The organism is bacterium, from assembly GCA_024228115.1.
Classification (GTDB): Bacteria; Myxococcota_A; UBA9160; order UBA9160; family UBA6930.
Window position 1 is genome coordinate 1 of sequence record JAAETT010000510.1, and the last position, 17,806, is coordinate 17,806.

The 17,806-nt window shown below is 66.2% G+C and carries 7 protein-coding genes; 2 read left to right on the forward strand and 5 right to left on the reverse strand.

Annotated elements, in window-relative coordinates; translation table 11 throughout:
* Nucleotides 1-270 precede the first annotated feature (270 nt).
* The gene (locus tag GY937_21555; protein MCP5059298.1) at nt 271-2,775 is read left to right on the forward strand and encodes a hypothetical protein; all 2,505 of its coding nucleotides are present in this window, start codon (nt 271-273) and stop codon (nt 2,773-2,775) included.
* Here the strand turns inward: GY937_21555 and GY937_21560 are convergent.
* Both GY937_21560 and GY937_21565 read right to left on the reverse strand, forming a co-directional pair.
* Nucleotides 2,755-5,004: a hypothetical protein gene (locus GY937_21560; protein MCP5059299.1), complete on the reverse strand. Its 2,250-nt coding sequence runs from the start codon at nt 5,002-5,004 to the stop codon at nt 2,755-2,757. The two genes, GY937_21555 and GY937_21560, sit on opposite strands and share 21 nt — an antisense overlap.
* Nucleotides 5,001-8,117 (reverse strand): hypothetical protein, encoded by a 3,117-nt coding sequence (locus GY937_21565; GenBank protein MCP5059300.1) that lies wholly within the window; start codon nt 8,115-8,117, stop codon nt 5,001-5,003. Before GY937_21565 ends, GY937_21560 begins: the two co-directional genes overlap by 4 nt.
* A gap of 252 nt (nt 8,118-8,369) precedes the next feature.
* Here GY937_21565 and GY937_21570 point away from each other — a divergent pair, with 252 nt between their 5' ends.
* Nucleotides 8,370-10,817 (forward strand): sulfatase-like hydrolase/transferase, encoded by a 2,448-nt coding sequence (locus tag GY937_21570; GenBank protein MCP5059301.1) that lies wholly within the window; start codon nt 8,370-8,372, stop codon nt 10,815-10,817.
* A gap of 46 nt (nt 10,818-10,863) precedes the next feature.
* On the opposite strand, the gene GY937_21575 is transcribed toward GY937_21570, so the two are convergent.
* Genes GY937_21575 through GY937_21585 form a run of 3 tightly spaced genes read right to left on the reverse strand, consistent with a single transcriptional unit; the run spans nt 10,864 to nt 17,224 of the window.
* Complete coding sequence (locus GY937_21575; GenBank protein ID MCP5059302.1) at nt 10,864-12,294, reverse strand: sulfatase; 1,431 nt, start codon at nt 12,292-12,294, stop codon at nt 10,864-10,866.
* 23 nt (nt 12,295-12,317) lie between these two features.
* Entirely contained in the window at nt 12,318-14,810 is a 2,493-nt protein-coding gene (locus GY937_21580) for a tetratricopeptide repeat protein (GenBank protein ID MCP5059303.1), read from the reverse strand.
* Nucleotides 14,807-17,224, reverse strand: a complete 2,418-nt coding sequence (locus GY937_21585) for a tetratricopeptide repeat protein (protein MCP5059304.1) — start codon at nt 17,222-17,224, stop codon at nt 14,807-14,809. Before GY937_21585 ends, GY937_21580 begins: the two co-directional genes overlap by 4 nt.
* Nucleotides 17,225-17,806 lie beyond the last annotated feature (582 nt).

The following is a 17,806-nucleotide window of genomic DNA, read 5'->3' on the forward strand; positions in this document are numbered from 1 at the left end:
CCGAAGCACACTCCGCATTCGCGCCACGGAATGGGCATCGACCACCCAAAACGAGATCCGTCAGCGTCAATCGCCGCGCGGCACGCTGAAACATTGGAAAGCCAGCTTCTCAGCCAACTTTCGTGCATAGTTCAGGCTAGGGGTGGCCGCCCTCTCTCTTTGTGGGCACATCGGAAGATCGCTGCACCCGCCCTCCAGATGCCACCCCTTCCAACGGGAATTCGACGGGAATCTTGCGAAATCCGCTCTATTCTCGGAGCCTTGCATGCCGTGCTGACCCGCTCCCTCTACCTCTTCTCCTTCCTCTCCGGTGCGGCCGCACTGATCTACCAAGTCGCCTGGACGAAGATGCTCGCTCTCGCCTTCGGGGGAACCACCCTGGCGATGAGCGCTGTAGTCGCCGGCTTCATGGGCGGTATGGGGATCGGCGCGTGGCGGTACCACCGCCTCGACCGGCGCGTCGGAGCACCGCTCGCGACCTATGCGGGCCTCGAATTCGGGATCGCGGTCAGCACCTTCCTGCTCACGCCGCTCCTGCTCGCCCTTCCCCGCGCCGTGGCGTACGCCTCACCGTGGCTCCCGGAGACGCCCGGATTGGAGAACCTGGCGCGGATCGCCTTTGCATTCGCGTTGCTGCTGATCCCCTCGGCGCTGATGGGCGCGACCTACCCGGCCCTGTGCACCGTCTTGATCCGGTCGCGAGAAGGCGTCGATCTTCATCTCGGCCGGATCTACGGGCTCAACACCATCGGGGCCGCCGCCGGAGCGCTGCTGGCGGGGCTCGTACTCGTCGAGCATCTCGGCCTGCGTGGCTCGGTGTGGATGGCGAATTTCCTGAACGTCAGCATCGGCCTCGCAGCGTGGGCACTTCTTCGTCGCCAGGCGAGCCCGGCCGACGCCAGGGCAAAGATGAGCGACGAGGTGCTCTCCTCTGCGCTGCCGATTGGCCTGCTCGGTACGCTGCTCGTCGTCTCGGGCTTTGCGACCCTTGGCTATGAGATCGCCTGGTTTCGGGCGATCCGATATCTGGTGGGGAGCAGCACCTACGCACTCACGACCGTGCTGGTGGTCTTCCTGATCGGCCTCGGCTTCGGGGCCCTTCTCTACCGACCGGTTCTCAAGCGGCTGCGGCCCGAACTGGCGCTGGCATTCAGCCAGTTTGCCGTCGCGCTCTTCGCATTGGCCGCAATCGCCGCAGAACACCAGATCCTGAGCGACCCGGGGCTTCGGGATCGTCTGAGCATCTTCTCCGCGCTCTTCCGCGTACGCCCCTGGGAATGGCGGCTGGCCGAGACTTCAGGGCTGGCCACCGTCATCCTGCTCCCGGCCACGCTGATGATGGGGCTCTCCTTCCCGGTGGCGAGTCGGCTCTTCCTGGGTCGGGTTCGCGCTGTGGGGCGTCGCACCGGGGGTGCCTATTTCCTGGCCAATCTGGGGAGTATCTCCGGGTCGGTCGCCGCTGCCCTCATCCTGCTGCCGCGGCTCGGCACGGTCGGAACCATTCAGCTTCTGGCCGGTATCAACCTCTTGTCGGGGCTCGTGCTCCTGGCCTTTCTCCCCCGAGCCCGCTCGAGACTCGCGATGGCCCTTCCCGCGGCGGGGTTGGTGATGATCGCAGCGCTGCAGTTGTTACCGCCACGGCTCAGCTTCCACGGCGAGGAATTCGTACGACGGAGCGTTCCGGCACTGCTCTTCGAGGAGGAAGGCGATCTCGCGACGGTCCAGGTCCGCACCGATCCGACGGCCCCGCACAAGCGCGCCATGGTCATCGACGGTGCCATCATTGCGGTCGGACGTGGCGTCAACCCGGTCCTCTTCGAGAAGCAACAACTCCTCGGCGTGCTTCCCATGACGCTCGACCCGGGCATCCGTCACACCCTCAACGTCGGCCTGGCCTCCGGCTCCACACTGGCGACCCTGGGCAGCTACCCGGATATCGAACAGTTGGACGTGGTCGAGATCAACAGCCCTGTGGTACGTGCGGCGCGTTACTTCGGCGAATCGATGGTGCTCGATGACCCCCGCGTCCGGCTGATCGTGGACGATGCGATCCACTACCTGCTGCGAACCGAGCAGCGCTACGACCTGATCATCTCCGACGGAAAACAGGCAGAGGATTTCTCTGGGAACGCCCGGATCCTCTCCCGGGAGTTCTACTCCTTCGCCCACGATAGCCTCAGCTCCTGCGGGATCTTTGCGCAGTGGATTCCGGGCGGGATGCGTCCACCAGATTTCGAGATCGTCCTCCGCACCTTGCTGTCGGTCTTCCCCGAGCTCGAAGTCTTCTATTCCCCGCCAGGCTCGGTTTTCATGCTCGCCTCCGACTGCCCGCTGCAGCGCCGCGCGGGCTCACCGGCCAAACTTCCAACGGCCCTCGTCCTCGAAAGTCACAGCTTCGCCGACCCCGAGAAGCCGCTCATGCGCTGGATCGCGAGTGGTCGACAGATCCGCTCGGTGCTCCCTGCCGGGCCCATCAACGAGACCGACCGGCTGCTGCTGGAGTTCTCGGCCTATCGCGCCGGGCCTCGCAGGGAGATCGATATCGGCCGAAACCTGACGCTGCTCCTCGCCGCTCAAGGGGCATCCCCCTCTGAAGCGGGAGATTTCTTCTCGCCGGCGGATGCGGGACCGGCGCGCTCGCTTCAGCAGGCCTGGACCCTGAGCATGACGGGGGAAGATGCTGCGGCACTTCGCATCGTCCGCGGGCTGAGCAAAGAATACCCCGGAGCCGCTTCGGTCCGAGCTGCCCTCAAGCTATTCCGCGAGCCCAGGTAGCAAACCCGACCCTTCGGCGTCGGGAGGCGAGATACGGAGCACCCTCCCCTCCCGGACTGCTGCATCCGAAACGGGTACCTGCCAGCGGGCTCCAGCGAAACCAATCGTGTACGGGCCCGTGGCTCGGGCCGGAGTTGCATCGTCGGTCGAGTAGGAAACCCGAACGCGAGCCACGCCATCCGAATTGGCACGGGAGACGTTGCGGTAGCGGATCTCCCGTCCCAGGGGCGAGGTGATCTTCACCTCCGCCACCAGAAGCTCACGCGGCTCCCCTCGCGCCTCCAACACGGCCCCCTCGACCCGTTCGAAGAGCTTGTAGGGGATGGGCAGACGCCGCTTCCGGCCGGCCGCTGGCCGGTCGCCATCCTGCGACTCCGTGACGAGCCGGAAGTGTCGAAGGGCGGAGCGCCCCGGCGTCGCAGCACCATCGCCGAGGTGGAGCTGCGCAAAGAAGGCACCGGGCTTCTTGCCGGAGATGCCTCGCGCCTGCGTCACCACGTAGCGCGCACCGAGCTGCTCAGCGAGCACCACCGCTTCGGTCTCGCTCGCCACCTGATAGAACTCCGCAGCCTGATGGTATTTCTCGGGGTCGAGGTAGGGACCGAAATTGTTGGCAGGAATCGGACGACGAGCGTAGTAGAGAAGGCTATGGCCAAGGCTCGGAGGAACGAGCAGGCCATACTCGGGATGAGCATTCGCGTCCAGGAAACCGGAGGTCTCGGGAGTCACGCGCTGGATCTCCGCGCCAAAGCGACGCACTCTCTCGCTGGTAGAGATCCGACCTGGGACGGGGGGCGGGCGATTCAGAGCCAGGACCAGCATGCGGGCATGGAGGGTCAGGGGGGGAGTCAGCAGAGCCGCACCCAGGCCGACGACGAGCGCCGTCGCCATGCCTGCACGCGGAAGCCGCGGCACGAGCCACGTCCTCAGGCCCGCGAGGCTCCAAGCGAACACCACCGAGCCGACCACGGCAAAATCCATCGCATAACGAACCTGCCCCAACGTGAGCAGCCCGAGCAAGGTCACCCAGGCGAACATGACGAGAAGGGCCTCCGGCGGGTGCCCCGCCCGCCACCGGAGAGCGACCAGCAGGGGGGCCAATGGAATCAGGAATGCATACCAGCCCAATAGCGTCGTCGCGGGGAGCTTGCCCGGCGACGACGAGAAGATCGGCTGCTGCTCGACGTTCAGCCCCGCCCAGACATCCTCTTTCGCCAAGAAGCCCGTGCCGGACGCGAGGGGCTCGCGAAGCGCTTCGAACGAGAGCAGCGGTACGACGATCAGCAGCCCCACTCCGATCAGGCGCAGCATCCTACGCCACGCGATCGGCTCGGGCCGTAAGGACTCGAGCCCGGCCAGCATCGCCGCCAGAATGGCGAGCGCGATCAGGACGACAGGATGCATCCAGGAAAGTTCCGTGGTCGAGAAGGGGCCCCCGAGCGGGTTCCCGGTGAGCGCCACCCACGACCCGCCCAGTGCCGCCACCACCAACGCCGCCACACTCTGGTCACGTAGACGATCGGGATGACGACCTATCACGGAAGAGGCAAGCAGACGCGCTCCCTCACCGAGAACCAGGTAGAGCAGGCTTCCGCTCCAGACCAGCATCATTGCGGCCACCACGGCGCTGTGGAGGCCGATGTGAAGCCATCGGCGGCGCCTCTCGGCGTCGGAAAACGCCTCGGCGATCAGCGATGCGAGCCAACAGGCGGCGAGTAGTGCCACCGCGGCATGATGATCCGGGTTCCCGATTCCGGAGCGGTTGCTGCTGGCGGGGAAGATCGCGAAGAGAAGAGCAGCACCGAGGCCCACCCAGGAACCACCCAGGCGACGCCCGATCGCGAAGATGGGCAATAGCGTCAGCGCAGAGAGGAGCGGTGACGCCCAGGCCGCAACCCGCTCGAAGGTGAGCGTGGTTTGCCCGAAGACCCTCGCCACGCCTGCCAGCAGCCAATCGTAGAGCGGCGGGATCGGAACCGGAGCTCCGTCCGGATACGCGATGTAGGAATCGAACGTGAGAACCGCGGGAAAGTTCACGAAGCTGTAGAGCGCCCGCCTCGCGTGGTAGCTGGCGTCGTGTGGGGCGATGCGAACCGTTTCCTCGTCGGGAAATGCCAACTCGAAGTGGATGGCGCGAATGCCGAGCGACAAGGCGAACGCCAAGAGGAGACTTGCGACGACCCATGCGCGGCCTCCGCCTGCCGACGCCTGCCCGCCTTCGTGCGTCACGACTTGCCGGGCCCGCGGCGCCGCCGGGCTCCGGGCCGGTGCGGCTCCGCAACCAGCAGGGAATGAAGCCGGTTTCCGAGCGCATCGCGTTCCGCGCTTCGGTCAGGATCTGCCGGAAATTCAGCCAGCGCGCGAAGTGCGGAACGTGCTGCCCTGGAGATCAGGCCTTTGCGCCCCTGGGAACGGCTCTGCTCGAGCGTCATCGCGACCTCGGAAAGATCCAGCAAGGCAATGCGGGAATACCCGGCGCGCGCCGCGGCACGAGCACGCGAGACCAGATCTTCCGCGTCCCCTTCGAGCAGAATCAATGCGTCGAGCAATTCGAGCGCAGCCGGCGCCTCTTCCGGCTTGCCGCTCTCGAGCCTCCACGCCGCCCGCATTCGCAGCGCCTCTGCATGGAACGGGTGCCCCGGCGGAACCGCCGCGAGTCGATCTTCCAGGGCGCGAAGCTCGCTCCAGCCACCGTCGCGGAGTCGCAGCCATCCCTCGATCACGCTCTGACCGCCAGCATCCAGGCCCGCCGCCTGGCGCAGGGCCGCCGGGTTGCCAGCCAGCAGCGCCTTCCTCCGCAGACGAACCAACTCGGCACGTGGCCAGAGGGCCGAGGGATCGCGTGCGAGCGCCCGAGAAAAGGCAGCCGCCGCGCGTCGCAGAGATCCGCGCGCGAGAGCCACTTGACCGAGTGCCGTCTCCCGTGCAACCGGTTCCCGAGTCGCTTCCGCAATGCGCTTGGCCCGTTCGATTTCGCCCCCGGCGAGTAGCCGTCGCACCAGAGCCACCCTGTCGAGATCGCCCCGATCTTTCAGCAATGGATCGCGGCTGTTGAGGATGCGATCCGCTCCCTCTCCGCCGAGGGCTGCGCCGAGGATGCGGGGAGAGCGCATGGCAAGCCGGTTGTCGTCGTCGGTATTGGGATGAGCACCGGCGGCCAGCGCATCGACGCCGGCTTGATCGAGGAACAACGTCGCAGCCACATCCTCGGGGCCGTAGACCCCGACCATCGCCAGATCGGATGCTGCGCGCTGCACGAGATCCGAAACCCGGGACTCGACATCGACAGGCTGATCCGAGGCGAGAAAGAGCACCTCCGAAGGGAGCGGACGATAGACACGCACGTGAGGGAAGACGCTCCGGAGCGTCGCGAGGATCGTTCCGAACAGCTCGCCATCAACGAAGGAGAGCCCCATCCATTGAACGAAGACTCCTCCCGCCTCGAGTCGCTGATGCACCAGCTCGAGGAACTCGGCGGTATACAGCTGGGCGGATCCGGCCGTCCATGGATGGGAAGGTTGGGAGATGATCGCGTCGTAGCGATTGTCGGTCAGGCGCAATGCGCTTCGCGCATCGTTCAACGTGAGGTGCAACCGGGGATCCGAGAGGGGATCACTGCGTCGCTCGCCCGCCATGATGCGATTGGCCACGACGATCTCCGGCTCCAACTCCACGACATCGATCCGCTCCACCGTCTTCGGAACGTTCTCGAGCGCAACCCCGCCGCCGAGACCGACCACCAGCATGGAATCGGCCTCGGGACGCGCCAGCGCGGGGAGTACGCCCAACCAGGCCGCAGCGCGATGAGGTGCCGAACGTCCACCGCGCCGTTGAACCACGGCCTCCGGAAGTCCGTTGGCACGCAGCTGCCATCGACCACCGATCTCCAGCAACAACACGGTGGCGGTGCGTCCGACGCCGAAGTAGGCGACATCGCCCGCGGTGGGAACCACCGCCAGGGGAGACGTGCGAAGCAGGTGCCAGGGCCGCCCGGGAGGAACCAACACGAGCCCGGCCAGCATCGTGCCAACCACCAGCAACAGACCCAATCTCTTGAACGGAAACAAGAAGCAGGTCGCCGCCGCAAGCAGCAGGTTCACACCGGCCGCGGCACCGAGTGCCCCGGCATAGCCGAGCGCGGGGATCCACCAGAAGCCCGAACCCACCGAGCCGACGATCGCACCCAGGGTGTTCCAGGCGAAGACCCGGGCGCTGGCCGGTCCCGCATCGGCCTCGTCCGCGGCGAGGATCCGGACCGCCAACGGGAAGGTCGCTCCGATGCAGAGAGCTGCCGGAAGCAACGCCGCGCCACTCAGAAGGACGTTTGCCCCCTGGGTCGAAGCTGCAGCGCCGGCACCGATCCACTGCGCCAGGAGTGGCAGGGCATCCACCATGGAGAACGCGGCGTACGACAACAAGGCCGCACCGAGCTGCATCAGGACGAAGTACCTTGCTGCACGCTGGCGATCCGTGGCCAATCGCGAACCCACAGCACTGCCTACGGCGATCCCGACCAGGAACGTGGCGAGCATCGTGGCAAAGGCGTAGACGCTGCCACCCAGGATGTGACCGAGCAGGCGAGTCCAGAGCACCTCGTACGTAAACGACACGACACCCGAACAGAAGATGATGGGAAGAATGAACGTGCTCGCGTCCCTTGAACGGCGCTCACTGCTCTCTGGCGATGGCGCGGCACCCGGGAGCGCCGGCAACCCCTTGGCGAGCAGCGCAGCGATCGCGAAGACCACGAGGTTGACGCCGACCCCCACGAAGGCCGTGCGCCGCAAGCCGAGCTCGGGGAGCAGCAAGAAGGCGGCCGTGAGCGCGCCCAGCACTGCGCCTGAAGTATTGATGGCGTAGAGGAGCCCGATGCGACTCCCGATCTGGCTCTCGTCTTCGACGGCATAGCGAGCGAGCAGCGGAAGTGTCGCCCCCATCAGCGCCGTCGGGACCAGGACGATCAGGAACGAGCAGACGAGATAGAAGAGCGTCGGAGTGAGACCACCGGCTTCGGGCAGGATTCCGGCGCCGCCGAAGCTCGCGACGAGCAACCCGGTCGAGGCCTTGATGGCGAAGGGAACCGCCAATGCGCTGAGCCCGATGCCGAGTTCCAGCACGGCGTAGGTGAGGATCGGACGACGAATACGGGGGGCGATCCGCCCGGCCAGCCCCGCACCTGCAGCAAGCCCACCCATATAGGCAGCGAGCACCGTGGCCACGGCGAGATCAGAGGTACCGAAGACGAACGCGAACTCGCGCGCCCAGACCGTCTCGTAGAGAAGCGCAGCGAACCCGGACAAGAAGAAGCAGAGCAGCACGGCCGGGATGCGAGTTCGCGTCATCGTATGCGACTCATCTTGTGCGACTCAACGGGAGCGTGTCATCGTGAGGCTCCCGGGCGACGAAGACGCCATGCGGATCGGGGTCGAGACGCGTCGGCCCCGGGGAACGGTGAGGTTCGTAGCATAGCGATGGCGTTCCCGAAACGAGAGATCCGCAGGACGAGCCCAAGCAGCAAGGCGCTTGGATTGAGCCCAGCGCGTACCTTACACTGCCCGGTTCGCTGAGTTGTATCGTCCGATCCGGGAGTCAGGATGCGAGAGAATTCAAAGCCCAGCCAGCTCCGGGTCTCGCTGCTGCTCTCGCTGTATATGGCAGTTTCTCTCACGGCCGGCGCCTGCAGCCGGGGCCCCGAGCGGGTGCTCCTCGTCACCATCGACACGCTCCGGGCCGACAGGCTGGGCTGCTACGGAAGGGAAGGGGCGCAGACTCCAACCCTGGATGGTATCGCCGCAGCGGGTGTGCGCTTCGAAACGGCGATCTCTCCGACTCCGATGACGCTCCCTTCCCACACCTCTCTGATGACAGCACTCGATCCCCCATCCCATGGTGTCCGCCACAACTCCATCTTCCGGCTGGAAGAGAACTTTCCGACCCTCGCCGAGGCGATGCGCGCTGCCGGCTTCGAGACGGCCGCCTTCCTGGGCGCCATGGTGCTGGAGCGTGACTTCGGCCTCGCCCGTGGCTTCGACAGCTACGACGATCAGATGCCGCCGCGTTGGGGCCAGAACCAGATGCAGCGGGCAGAACGAAGCGCAGATGCCGTGGTGGACGAGGCCATCGCCTGGCTGGAGAAGGCTCCCGATCGCTTCTTCCTCTGGGTGCATCTCTACGATCCCCACGCCAAGTACGAGCCCCCCCCTGAGTTTGCGAAAGCGTTTCCGAACGACCCCTATGCCGGCGAAATCGCATTCGTGGATGCGGAACTCGGGCGGTTGCTGGCGCATCTGAACCAGCGCTGGCCCGACCAGCGCACCCTGGTGGTGGCGACGAGTGATCACGGCGAGAGCCTCTTCGACCACGACGAACCGACGCACTCCTACGGGATCTACGACAGCACCCAGCGGGTTCCCCTGCTGATGCAGGGGCCGGGGCTGCCGCGGGGCCAGGTGGTGGAATCCGTAGCGCGGTTGATCGATGTGGCGCCGACGATGCTGGCCCTGAGTGGTGCCGAACCTCTCCCAGGGGCTACCGGGATAAGCCTGCTGGCGCAGATCGAGGGCACAGCGGATTCGAGCCCGGTCACCTACCTGGAGACACTCGGCACCCAGCTCGACATGGGCTGGAGCCCCTTGCTCGGAATCCGGACCGAGCGGCACAAGTACATCCGCGCACCACGGCCCGAGCTCTACGATCTCGTCCACGACCCGGACGAAACTCGCAACCTGGCCGAGGATGCGTCTGGGTTGGTAGAAGAGTTCGACGCAATCCTCGGAGCGCAGCTCGCCAGCGGGCAACCCGCCCGACCGAACCTCACGCCCAGTGGCGACCAGCGCGCGCGCCTGGAGAGCCTCGGCTACGTGCTCTCCGAGGAGGAACCTCCCTCCGGAGCCCTCGGCGTGGTGGGTGGGATCGATCCGAAGGACGAGATCGGGGCCGTCGCCGCCTGGAACGAAGCCTTGTCGTTGATCGAAGGCAACCGTCCCGCAGAGGCATTGGCGCGCCTCGAAGGGGCCGGTGGCGGCCTGGCCGTCCAGCTGGCCCGCACTGAGGCAGCACTGGCTGCGGGGGACTTGATTCGGGCCGAACGGGAAGCGCGCGCAGCCATCGAAGCGGTGCCAAGCGCGCAATCCGGCTACGCCCACCTCGGCATGGTCCTCCTGCAACAGCAACGATGGGCGGAGGCGGAGAAGGCCTTCCTGGAGGCCGTCCGGCTTGCCCCGGAGCAGGGCTTCTCGCTGCTCGGGCTCGGCCGCCTCGCGGAGGCGCAGGGTCGCGATGCAGAAGCGGCCGAGTTCTACGCACGCTCCTGGGAGGCTCGCGCCCCAGAGGGACAAGCAGCCTGGCGCTTGGCCGCATTGCGCATCCTACAGGGTCGCCACGAGGAGGCCGACGCACTGCTCGCCCTCTTTCCCGATCACGAGCTCGTTCGCCCGGAGGTCGCGATCCGCTTGTCGACCGCCCTGCAGCGCAGCGGTCGTCTACCCGATGCGTTGGAGCGCGTCTGGAGTTCACGCCGAGCCCATCCCCGGAACGTGAACATCGCCTTGGCCCATGGCCGCCTGCTCGAAGCCAATGGCTCCCTGGAGCGAGCGCTTGCAGTACGGGAGCGTGCGCTGACCCTGGCCCCGAAGAGCGTGGCGGCCCGCAATGACGTCGCGTGGTCGTTGACCCGGCTCGGCCGAGACCTGGACCGCGCCTTCGGGCTGGCCGAAGGTGCCACCGCGCAACGAGGCCCACTTCCCGAGCTGCTCGACACGCTTGCGACGGTGCAGCTCCAACGCGGCGATTGGGAACGGGCCCTGGAGCTGGCACAGCGCGGCTCGGAAGAAGCGCAGGGAGAGACACGCGCCCATCTGCTCTACGTCCGTGCCGAAGCCCTGGCGCGGGGCGGTCGGAACCAACGAGCCCAGGAGGTTCTGAAGCAAGCTCTCGATGCCGCGGGCCAGCCGCCGCCGTTCTGGCACGCCGCCGCAATGACCCTCGCGCGCAAGCTGGAAGGCGGCGACGAGACGAGCCCGCCTCGAGAAGTGACCCGCTGATATGGAGCCCCCGGGCTCCGATCAGGGCACCCCTTCGGCCGCGATTCTACTCGCCGTCGAGCACGTATCCGAGCGCCTTGAGCTGGTTGACGTGCATCTCGTCAATCTCCACCTCGGGCGTGTCTCCCCAGGGAATGGACTTGGACAACCATTCCTCGGATTCCTGTCGAAGCTCGGCTGCCTGCTCCTCGCGCCTCGCGATCAGGTTTTCCTGCTCGGTCGGATCCGTGCTGTGATCGAACATCTCTCCGGACTCCGGCTTGTCCGCGCGATAGACCAGCCGAACCGGCCCCTTTCGAATCGATACCAGCGGCTCGGACGGCCTCTCGTTGTCTCCCCAGGTCCCCCACGAGGTGTCCAGGTAGGAGAGCGCGGAGGGAGGCGATTGCTCCGCGTCATCGGATTCCGCCTCGCCACGCGCCGCCGCCTCGATCAGGGGAACCAGCGAGTGACCGTCGGTATCGGGAAGCGAAGGGAGGCCGAGCATGTCGAACACGGTCGGCCAGATATCGACGTTTCGCACCAGGGGCTTCACCACGATCCCTTCTTCGAGGGAGAACGGGAGTGACATGATCAGGGGAACCTCCGTCACCTCTCGGTAGAGATTCGTGGCGTGCCCTTCCTCGCCATGTTCGTAGAAGCTCTCACCATGGTCGGACCCGATCACGATCACCGTGCGCTCGAGCAGGCCCGTATTCTGGAGTTCCTCGACCAGCCGCCCAACGTTCCGATCCACCCAGGAAATGGAGCTGTCGTACGCATCCGAGTACGAGGTGCCGAACTCGAGCTTTGCCGCCTCCTGGTCATACATGTACTGGTGCACGTCCATGTAGTGCACGTAGAGGAAGAAGCGCTCCTGAGCGTGGCTGTTGATGTACTCGATCGCGGTCTCGGTGGCATCGTAGTCATTGCCCAGCAGGGGGTGAGTCGACGGACTCCGTTGCTCCAGGACCTGCGGGGTCCGGCTGGTTTGCGGCCGCATGTAGAGATCGAAGCCCTGGTTGAATCCGAAGTTGTTGGCCACCCAGCCGTTGCGCCAGACACCCCCGGTCTGGAATCCCGCCTTGCTGAACACCTCGGCCGGAAGCACCGCTTCCGGCGGCAACGCATTTCGGAAGCGCGTAACGCCGGTGCGCATCGGGTAGAGCCCAGTCCACAGCGACGCCATCGAGGCCTTGGTCCAGGTCGACTGTGCCTCGACGCGATCGAACCGCACCCCGTAGCGTGCCAGCGAGTCCATCACGGGGCTGGTAGGCCGCTCGTAGCCGTAGGCCGACAGTCGATCGGCCCGAAGGGTATCGATCAGGATGAAGATCACGTTCACATCATCGCGCTCGCGTAGCTGCACGATCTCCTCTGGCTCGCCGGCCGGGCGCCCGGGGAGGTGGATCTCCAACTGCGAGATGAGCGCGCCAACCGCCAGCAGGCCCGCCAGTCCGTAGTAGAGCCAAGGGGAGTCGATGATACGTCGAAGCAAACCGGTCTCCTGAATGCTGTTCACTAGGAACTACCGCCCCCGGCCTCGGCGCTTCGCAACGCCTGGAGTTCCCGCTGGGCTTCCTCACGCGGAAAGCCCGGAAACTCACCCTCGATCGCCAAGGAACCCTCGAGCGCGGTCGCCGCCTCGCTGTTTCGCTCGAGCGCCTGAAGAGCGAGCCCCAGATGGTAGAGCAGTAGAGGATTCCCCTGCCCGCTCGCCTCGGCCAGTTCGATCGCAGATTCGAATTGCGGGAGAGCTGCCTCGGGCAAGCCGTTGCGCAGGTAGGCGAAGCCGAGTGTATCCGCCACGTCCGGGGAGTCGGGCAAGGCCGAACGGGCTTCCTGGGCGAGCTGTACCGCCCGGCTCAGCTCCACCCCGCGACTGGCCAGAAGAAAGGCGAGGTCGTTCATGCCCTCGTACAGATCCTCCTGCTCGGCAAGCGCCTGTTCCAGTAGCTCGACGGCACGGTCGTCGTTCCCGAGCGTCGAATGCATCCGCGCCAGACGCACGCGACCCGAGGCATCGAGGTGGCCCTCCGCCGCCAACGCCTCCAACGCTTCGATTCCTTCCCCGACCTTCCCCTGTGCAGAGAGCAGCTCCATCTGGAATCGGCTCGCGGCCGCAAAATCCGGCTTGATCTCGAGAGCCCGTCGCGTGTCGAGGAGGGCGGCCTCGAGATCTCCCTGTGATGCCAGGAGTCTCGCACGCAACAGGTGGAGACGCGGCGACGGGGGATTCCCCTCGACCGCCGCCTCGAGGCTCGTCCAGGCCGCCTCTGGATTTCCTGTCTCGACGTCGAGCCGTGCAAGCAGGGCGATCGGGCGCAGATCGTTCGGCGCACTCTCCCGGGCCAGCTCGAGTAGCGCGCGTGCCCGCTCGGGTTCGCGGCCGCGCTCGCGGCGCCCGAACTCGATCAGCGCCTCGACCGGCGGAGGCGTCAAGACGATCAGTCTCTCGAGAATCTGCTTCCCACGCGCAGGGCGCTGCAACTCGTACAGGCTACGGGCGAGAAGCACGCGGTCGTCAAGGCGAAGACCGGTCTTGGCTTGACTCATCATTCGCCGAAGGGTCCGTCGCGTCCCCTGCCAATCACCCATCGCCGCCTGGATTTGTGCCTTGATCCTCAAGAGTTCCACTGGCGGAGTGTTCTCTTCCACCAACTCGAGTGCCTGTTCGACGGCAGCAAGAGCAGCCGGAAAGGCCCTTCTGCGCTGCTCCACTCGAGCCAGCAGTTCCGAAACGCGGCGGCTCGGAGCCCGCACCGTCAGCCCATCGAGGATTTCGGCGGCCTCATCGAAACGGCCGGCGACGAACGCCCGTTGCGCGCGGGCAAGATGAGTCGCCGGCAGGTCAGGATATTCGGTTTCGAGGCGGGCCAGAGCCGCTTTGGCATCCTCGGGCTCACCGGCTAGAAGCTTCATCGAGACGGCCGAGGCCAGCACGAGGGCGGGTTCATCGACCCGATCCGCAACCTCGAGCAGATGCACCGCACCCTCGTCGCGCTGCCCAGCCTCGGCCATGTGGCGCGCATACAGGAGATGAGCCTGGGCGGATTCGGGCTGAAGCTCGATGAGCGACTTCAGGATTTCGACACCCGAGCCGCCGGACTCATCCTCGAGCCGCGCCAACTCTCCCCACGCGGCGTAGGCTTCGGGGTAGTTCGTGCGTTGATACTCCAGCACCCAGCGTCGGAACTCCACGTTCCCCGTCCGGCGTGCGTACGAGAAGGCGGCGTCGAGGGCGGACCGCTGTAGCGAGCCTTTTGTCGCCTCGACCGTCTCGCGGTAGGCAGCCACCGCCTCGCTCTCGTGTCCCTCCCAACTCACGAAGACCATGGCACGGTCCAGGCGTATCTGAAGAACCTCGTCAGGCTTGGCCGATTCAGAGAGCTCGAGGGCTCGGTCGAATGCTGTCAGGGCTTGCTCGAAGAGCGCTGCCTCCGGTGTATCCCCCACCGTTCGGAACTCTCGCACCTGGGCCCGTCGAACAATTCCCAACTGCATGTGAGCCCTGTAGTCGTCCGGAGCCAGCTCCACCGCGACCATCGCCGCCTCGAAGGCGCCGGCAGCATCGTCACGGGTCAGCGCGAGCTCCGAGAGACGCACCCGAGCGAGCGCATTCGCGGGGTCACGCTCGAGCACCCCCTGAATCAGCTCGTCCGCGCGCTCGGGTTCTTCCCATGCAACCAGCCGCGCCTCGGCGAGGGCCGCGTCACTGCGGGTGGGATCGATCCGATAGGTCTCCTTGTAGTAGAAGACGGCGTCCTCGAGCATTCCCAGGTCATCCGCAATCGCTGCGATTCGAAAATTCGTCTCCGGTTCCTTCGGCTCGATCTGGAGAGCACTTCGCAGCTCCAGGAGCGCTTCCTTCGGCTTGTCCTCGGCCAGATATTGCTCCGCGCGGGCCCGGTGCTCCGCCGCATCGGGGGAGCAAGCGACAAGCGAGAGCAACCCGAGCCATGCGACGATGAGGAACGCGGCCCGCACACGCATCGGGGTCCGGCGGCCAGTCACGGGCGAGCCCCTACATCGGCGGCGAGACGCTCGAGCTCTTGACGGGCGGCCTCGGATTCAGCGAAAGGGCCCGCATCGAGCGCCGCGCGAAACGCCTGCTGCGCGGCCTCCGCATCTCCCCGCTTCACCAGCGCCATGCCCAGGTGGTAGCGAGCCGTAGCGTTATCCGGTTCCTTCGTCAGGGCCATCTCGAACGCTGCGACGGCCGGTTCGATCTGACCGCTCTTCAGCCGCACCCAGCCCAGCGTATCGAGCACCTCCGCCCCTGGATTGAAACGAGCCGCGCGGGTCGCGAGTTCGATCGCCAGATCCAGATCCTTGCCTTGCTCCGCGAGTAACCAGGCCAGATCGTTGCAAGCGGGGAAATACTCGGGATTCCGGCGCAACAGCGCACGCAGCCCACTTTCCCCCTCCTCGTTGCGCCCCAGGGCGAGCTGAGCGGAAGCGGCGAGATAGGCGTAGTGGGGATTGCCCGAGTGGGCGGCCCGGGCCTTCTCGTAGAGGGTCAACGCCGCCTCCGCGTTCCCGGCCCGTTGCTCGAGCTGGCCTAGCCCAGCCAGCGCCGGACCGGACTCCGCATCGGCCTGAAGCGCCGCCTCGAACACTGCCCGCGCGGCATCATCCTCGCCGAGCTGGAACAGCAGATCGCCCCGCAAGGCCTGGAGGTCGGGCGAATCGCTCTCCTTGACCTGGTCTGCCCATGCGCGCGCCTTCTCTCCCTGCCCTTCGGCGAGGAGCAGGCCGATCCACTGGCGCGCGGCTGGCTCGTGGCGCGGATCGGTGAGATCGAGGCCGCTCCCCTCGAGCACTTTGAGGGCCACCTGCGCTCCAGAGACGCGTTGCTCCAACCGGGCCCGCTCCGCCACGGCGCGACCCTCGAAGGCCTCGTGCGAGCGGAGCTTCTCGAGCCATCCACGAGCCTGATCGAGCCTTCCGCGCTGCGCCTCCGCCGAGGCGAGCAGGACATGGGCCTCGGGATCGGCGAAACCCTGCGCCGCCACATGACGGAGAAGCAGGGCGACCGCCGAGTCGAAATTGCCACGGGCCAGGTAGAGCCTTCCCAGCAGAAGCGCCGCGTTGTTCTCCTCGGCTGACAGCCGGGTCGCCTCGCGCAGCTCGACCATCGCGCGTTCCGTATCCCCGAGGTCGAGCGCGGCCTCCGCTGCAAGCAGACGAGCGGCCGTATTGTTGGGCCAGGCCTGGATCCCGAGCCCCAGAGCGGTCAGGGCCTCGGCTGATTCGCCGCGCTCGAGAAGGATCCTGCCCTGCGCGATCTGCCGGAATGCGGGTTGCTCGAGCGTAGCGGCCAAGCGCTCCGCCTCCTCCAGCTCCCCCAGCTCCGCGAGCAGATCGGCCAGGAAGAAGCGGAGTTCCTCGGGATCCTCCGGGGAGATCTCTCGCGCGCGCTCGATCGCCTCCCGCGCCAACTCGGGCTTATCGGCACGACGGCGCATCTCAGCCAACGCAAACCAGGCCGCGGGCGTTTCGAGCGTCTCGGCCGCCTCGCGGAGTTGCGCGTCTGCCTCATCCACCTTGTCCGCGGCCACGAGCCGATCCGCCAGAGACTTCCGCAGACCTAGATCGTTCGGCTCGGTTTCCACAGCCCGTCGCACCGTCGCCATCGCCTGCTCGGGGCGATCCATTTTGTCGTACAGCTCGACCGCGCGTCGAACCACAGCCGGCGCGGCCGGGTTCGGCTCCAGACAGCGCTCGAGCTGCTCACTGGCGCGCTCGGCGTCCTCGCGTTTCTCACCGAGAAACTCCGCCATCACGATGCACCACTGCGCAGCCGAACTCGGATCGAGCTGCTCGGCCTTTCCTGCCGCCTCGGAATAGATCTGCTCAGCCTCATCCAGCCGGCCAAGGTCAGCGAGAGCCGACGCACGCAGCCCGAGGTAGCGATCGGGACTGATCTCGAGCAGGCGATCCGTATCGGCCAACGCTTCCTCGGGATGGGCCGTCGCGAGCGAAACCTGGACGCGAATCATCAGTGCGCGCTCGTTGTCGGGCTCGACCTCGAGTACACGATTCGCCGCCTCGAGCGCCTCTTCCCGCTGGTTCTGCTCCTGAAGGGTCAGCGCGAGCGCCAGGCCAGCCGGTACAGCGTAGGCCTCCGAGGCCGCAGCCCGATGCAGGGGCCAAACAGCGGGGCTGGCCTGACCGGTGCGAAGGAGCGCGGTCCCGAGCCGGTAGTTCGCCTCGGGCTGGCCCGGATCCGTGCTCAAGAATTCACGCAGCGGTTCGACGCTCTCCGCGTAGAGACCGGCATCCTGCAACGCGCGGATCTCCTCGAGCTGCGCCTCGCGTGAACCACCGCAACCCAAGGGCGCCATCGCCCCCAGCAGGGACAGCATCAAGAGCGGTGCGAGTAGACGGGCACGCGCGGTCGGCGCATGCAACGAGAAGGGCAACATGGATGGTACCAGCCTCTGAAATCGGAAAAAGGAACGCGGCAGCTTAGCGCACGGGCTCGGACGCCCCATCGGACAATCCCTTTGGCAACAAGAGGGCTCCAGGAGCCTCCCTCGCGCCCCGGGATCGCGAAGAAAAGGTTTTCCCCACGGAGGGAAAACTTCCTTCCGCCGTTGACTGCCCCTGGGGGTCTGCCATCTTGCAGCTCTCGAAATCCCTTGGATTTCAGTCATTTACGGAATGGCCCGAGCTGTGGGGAATTGGCATCCGCCTTGCACAACTGCTCTCCGTTGACCGGGGAAAGTGCCTCGGCGCACACAGAAAAAGCATGCGAGTCCGAACAGCATGCAGACATTCTTTGAAAAGGAATCCAAACAAATGCGTAGGTTGATTCAGTTCCTCATGACTGCCGGACTCACGGTGGCTCTTGCCGCGTCCGCGGGGGCCAGTGCCCTCTCGACCGGTGGCGTTAGCTTCGCCCTATCGACCCTCCCGGCGATTACGGCGAGTGGCGCTGGCAGTGGTAGCTCCGCTGGCGGCGCTGGCTCGGTCATCACCCTGACCGGCGCTCCCTTTGCTATCGC

Coding starts and splice junctions, on each gene's coding strand:
- GY937_21565 (MCP5059300.1), bottom strand. CDS start 8,117: ATGACGCGAACTCGCATCCCGGCCGTGCTGCTCTGCTTCTTCTTGTCC.
- GY937_21570 (MCP5059301.1), top strand. CDS start 8,370: ATGCGAGAGAATTCAAAGCCCAGCCAGCTCCGGGTCTCGCTGCTGCTC.
- GY937_21585 (MCP5059304.1), bottom strand. CDS start 17,224: ATGTTGCCCTTCTCGTTGCATGCGCCGACCGCGCGTGCCCGTCTACTC.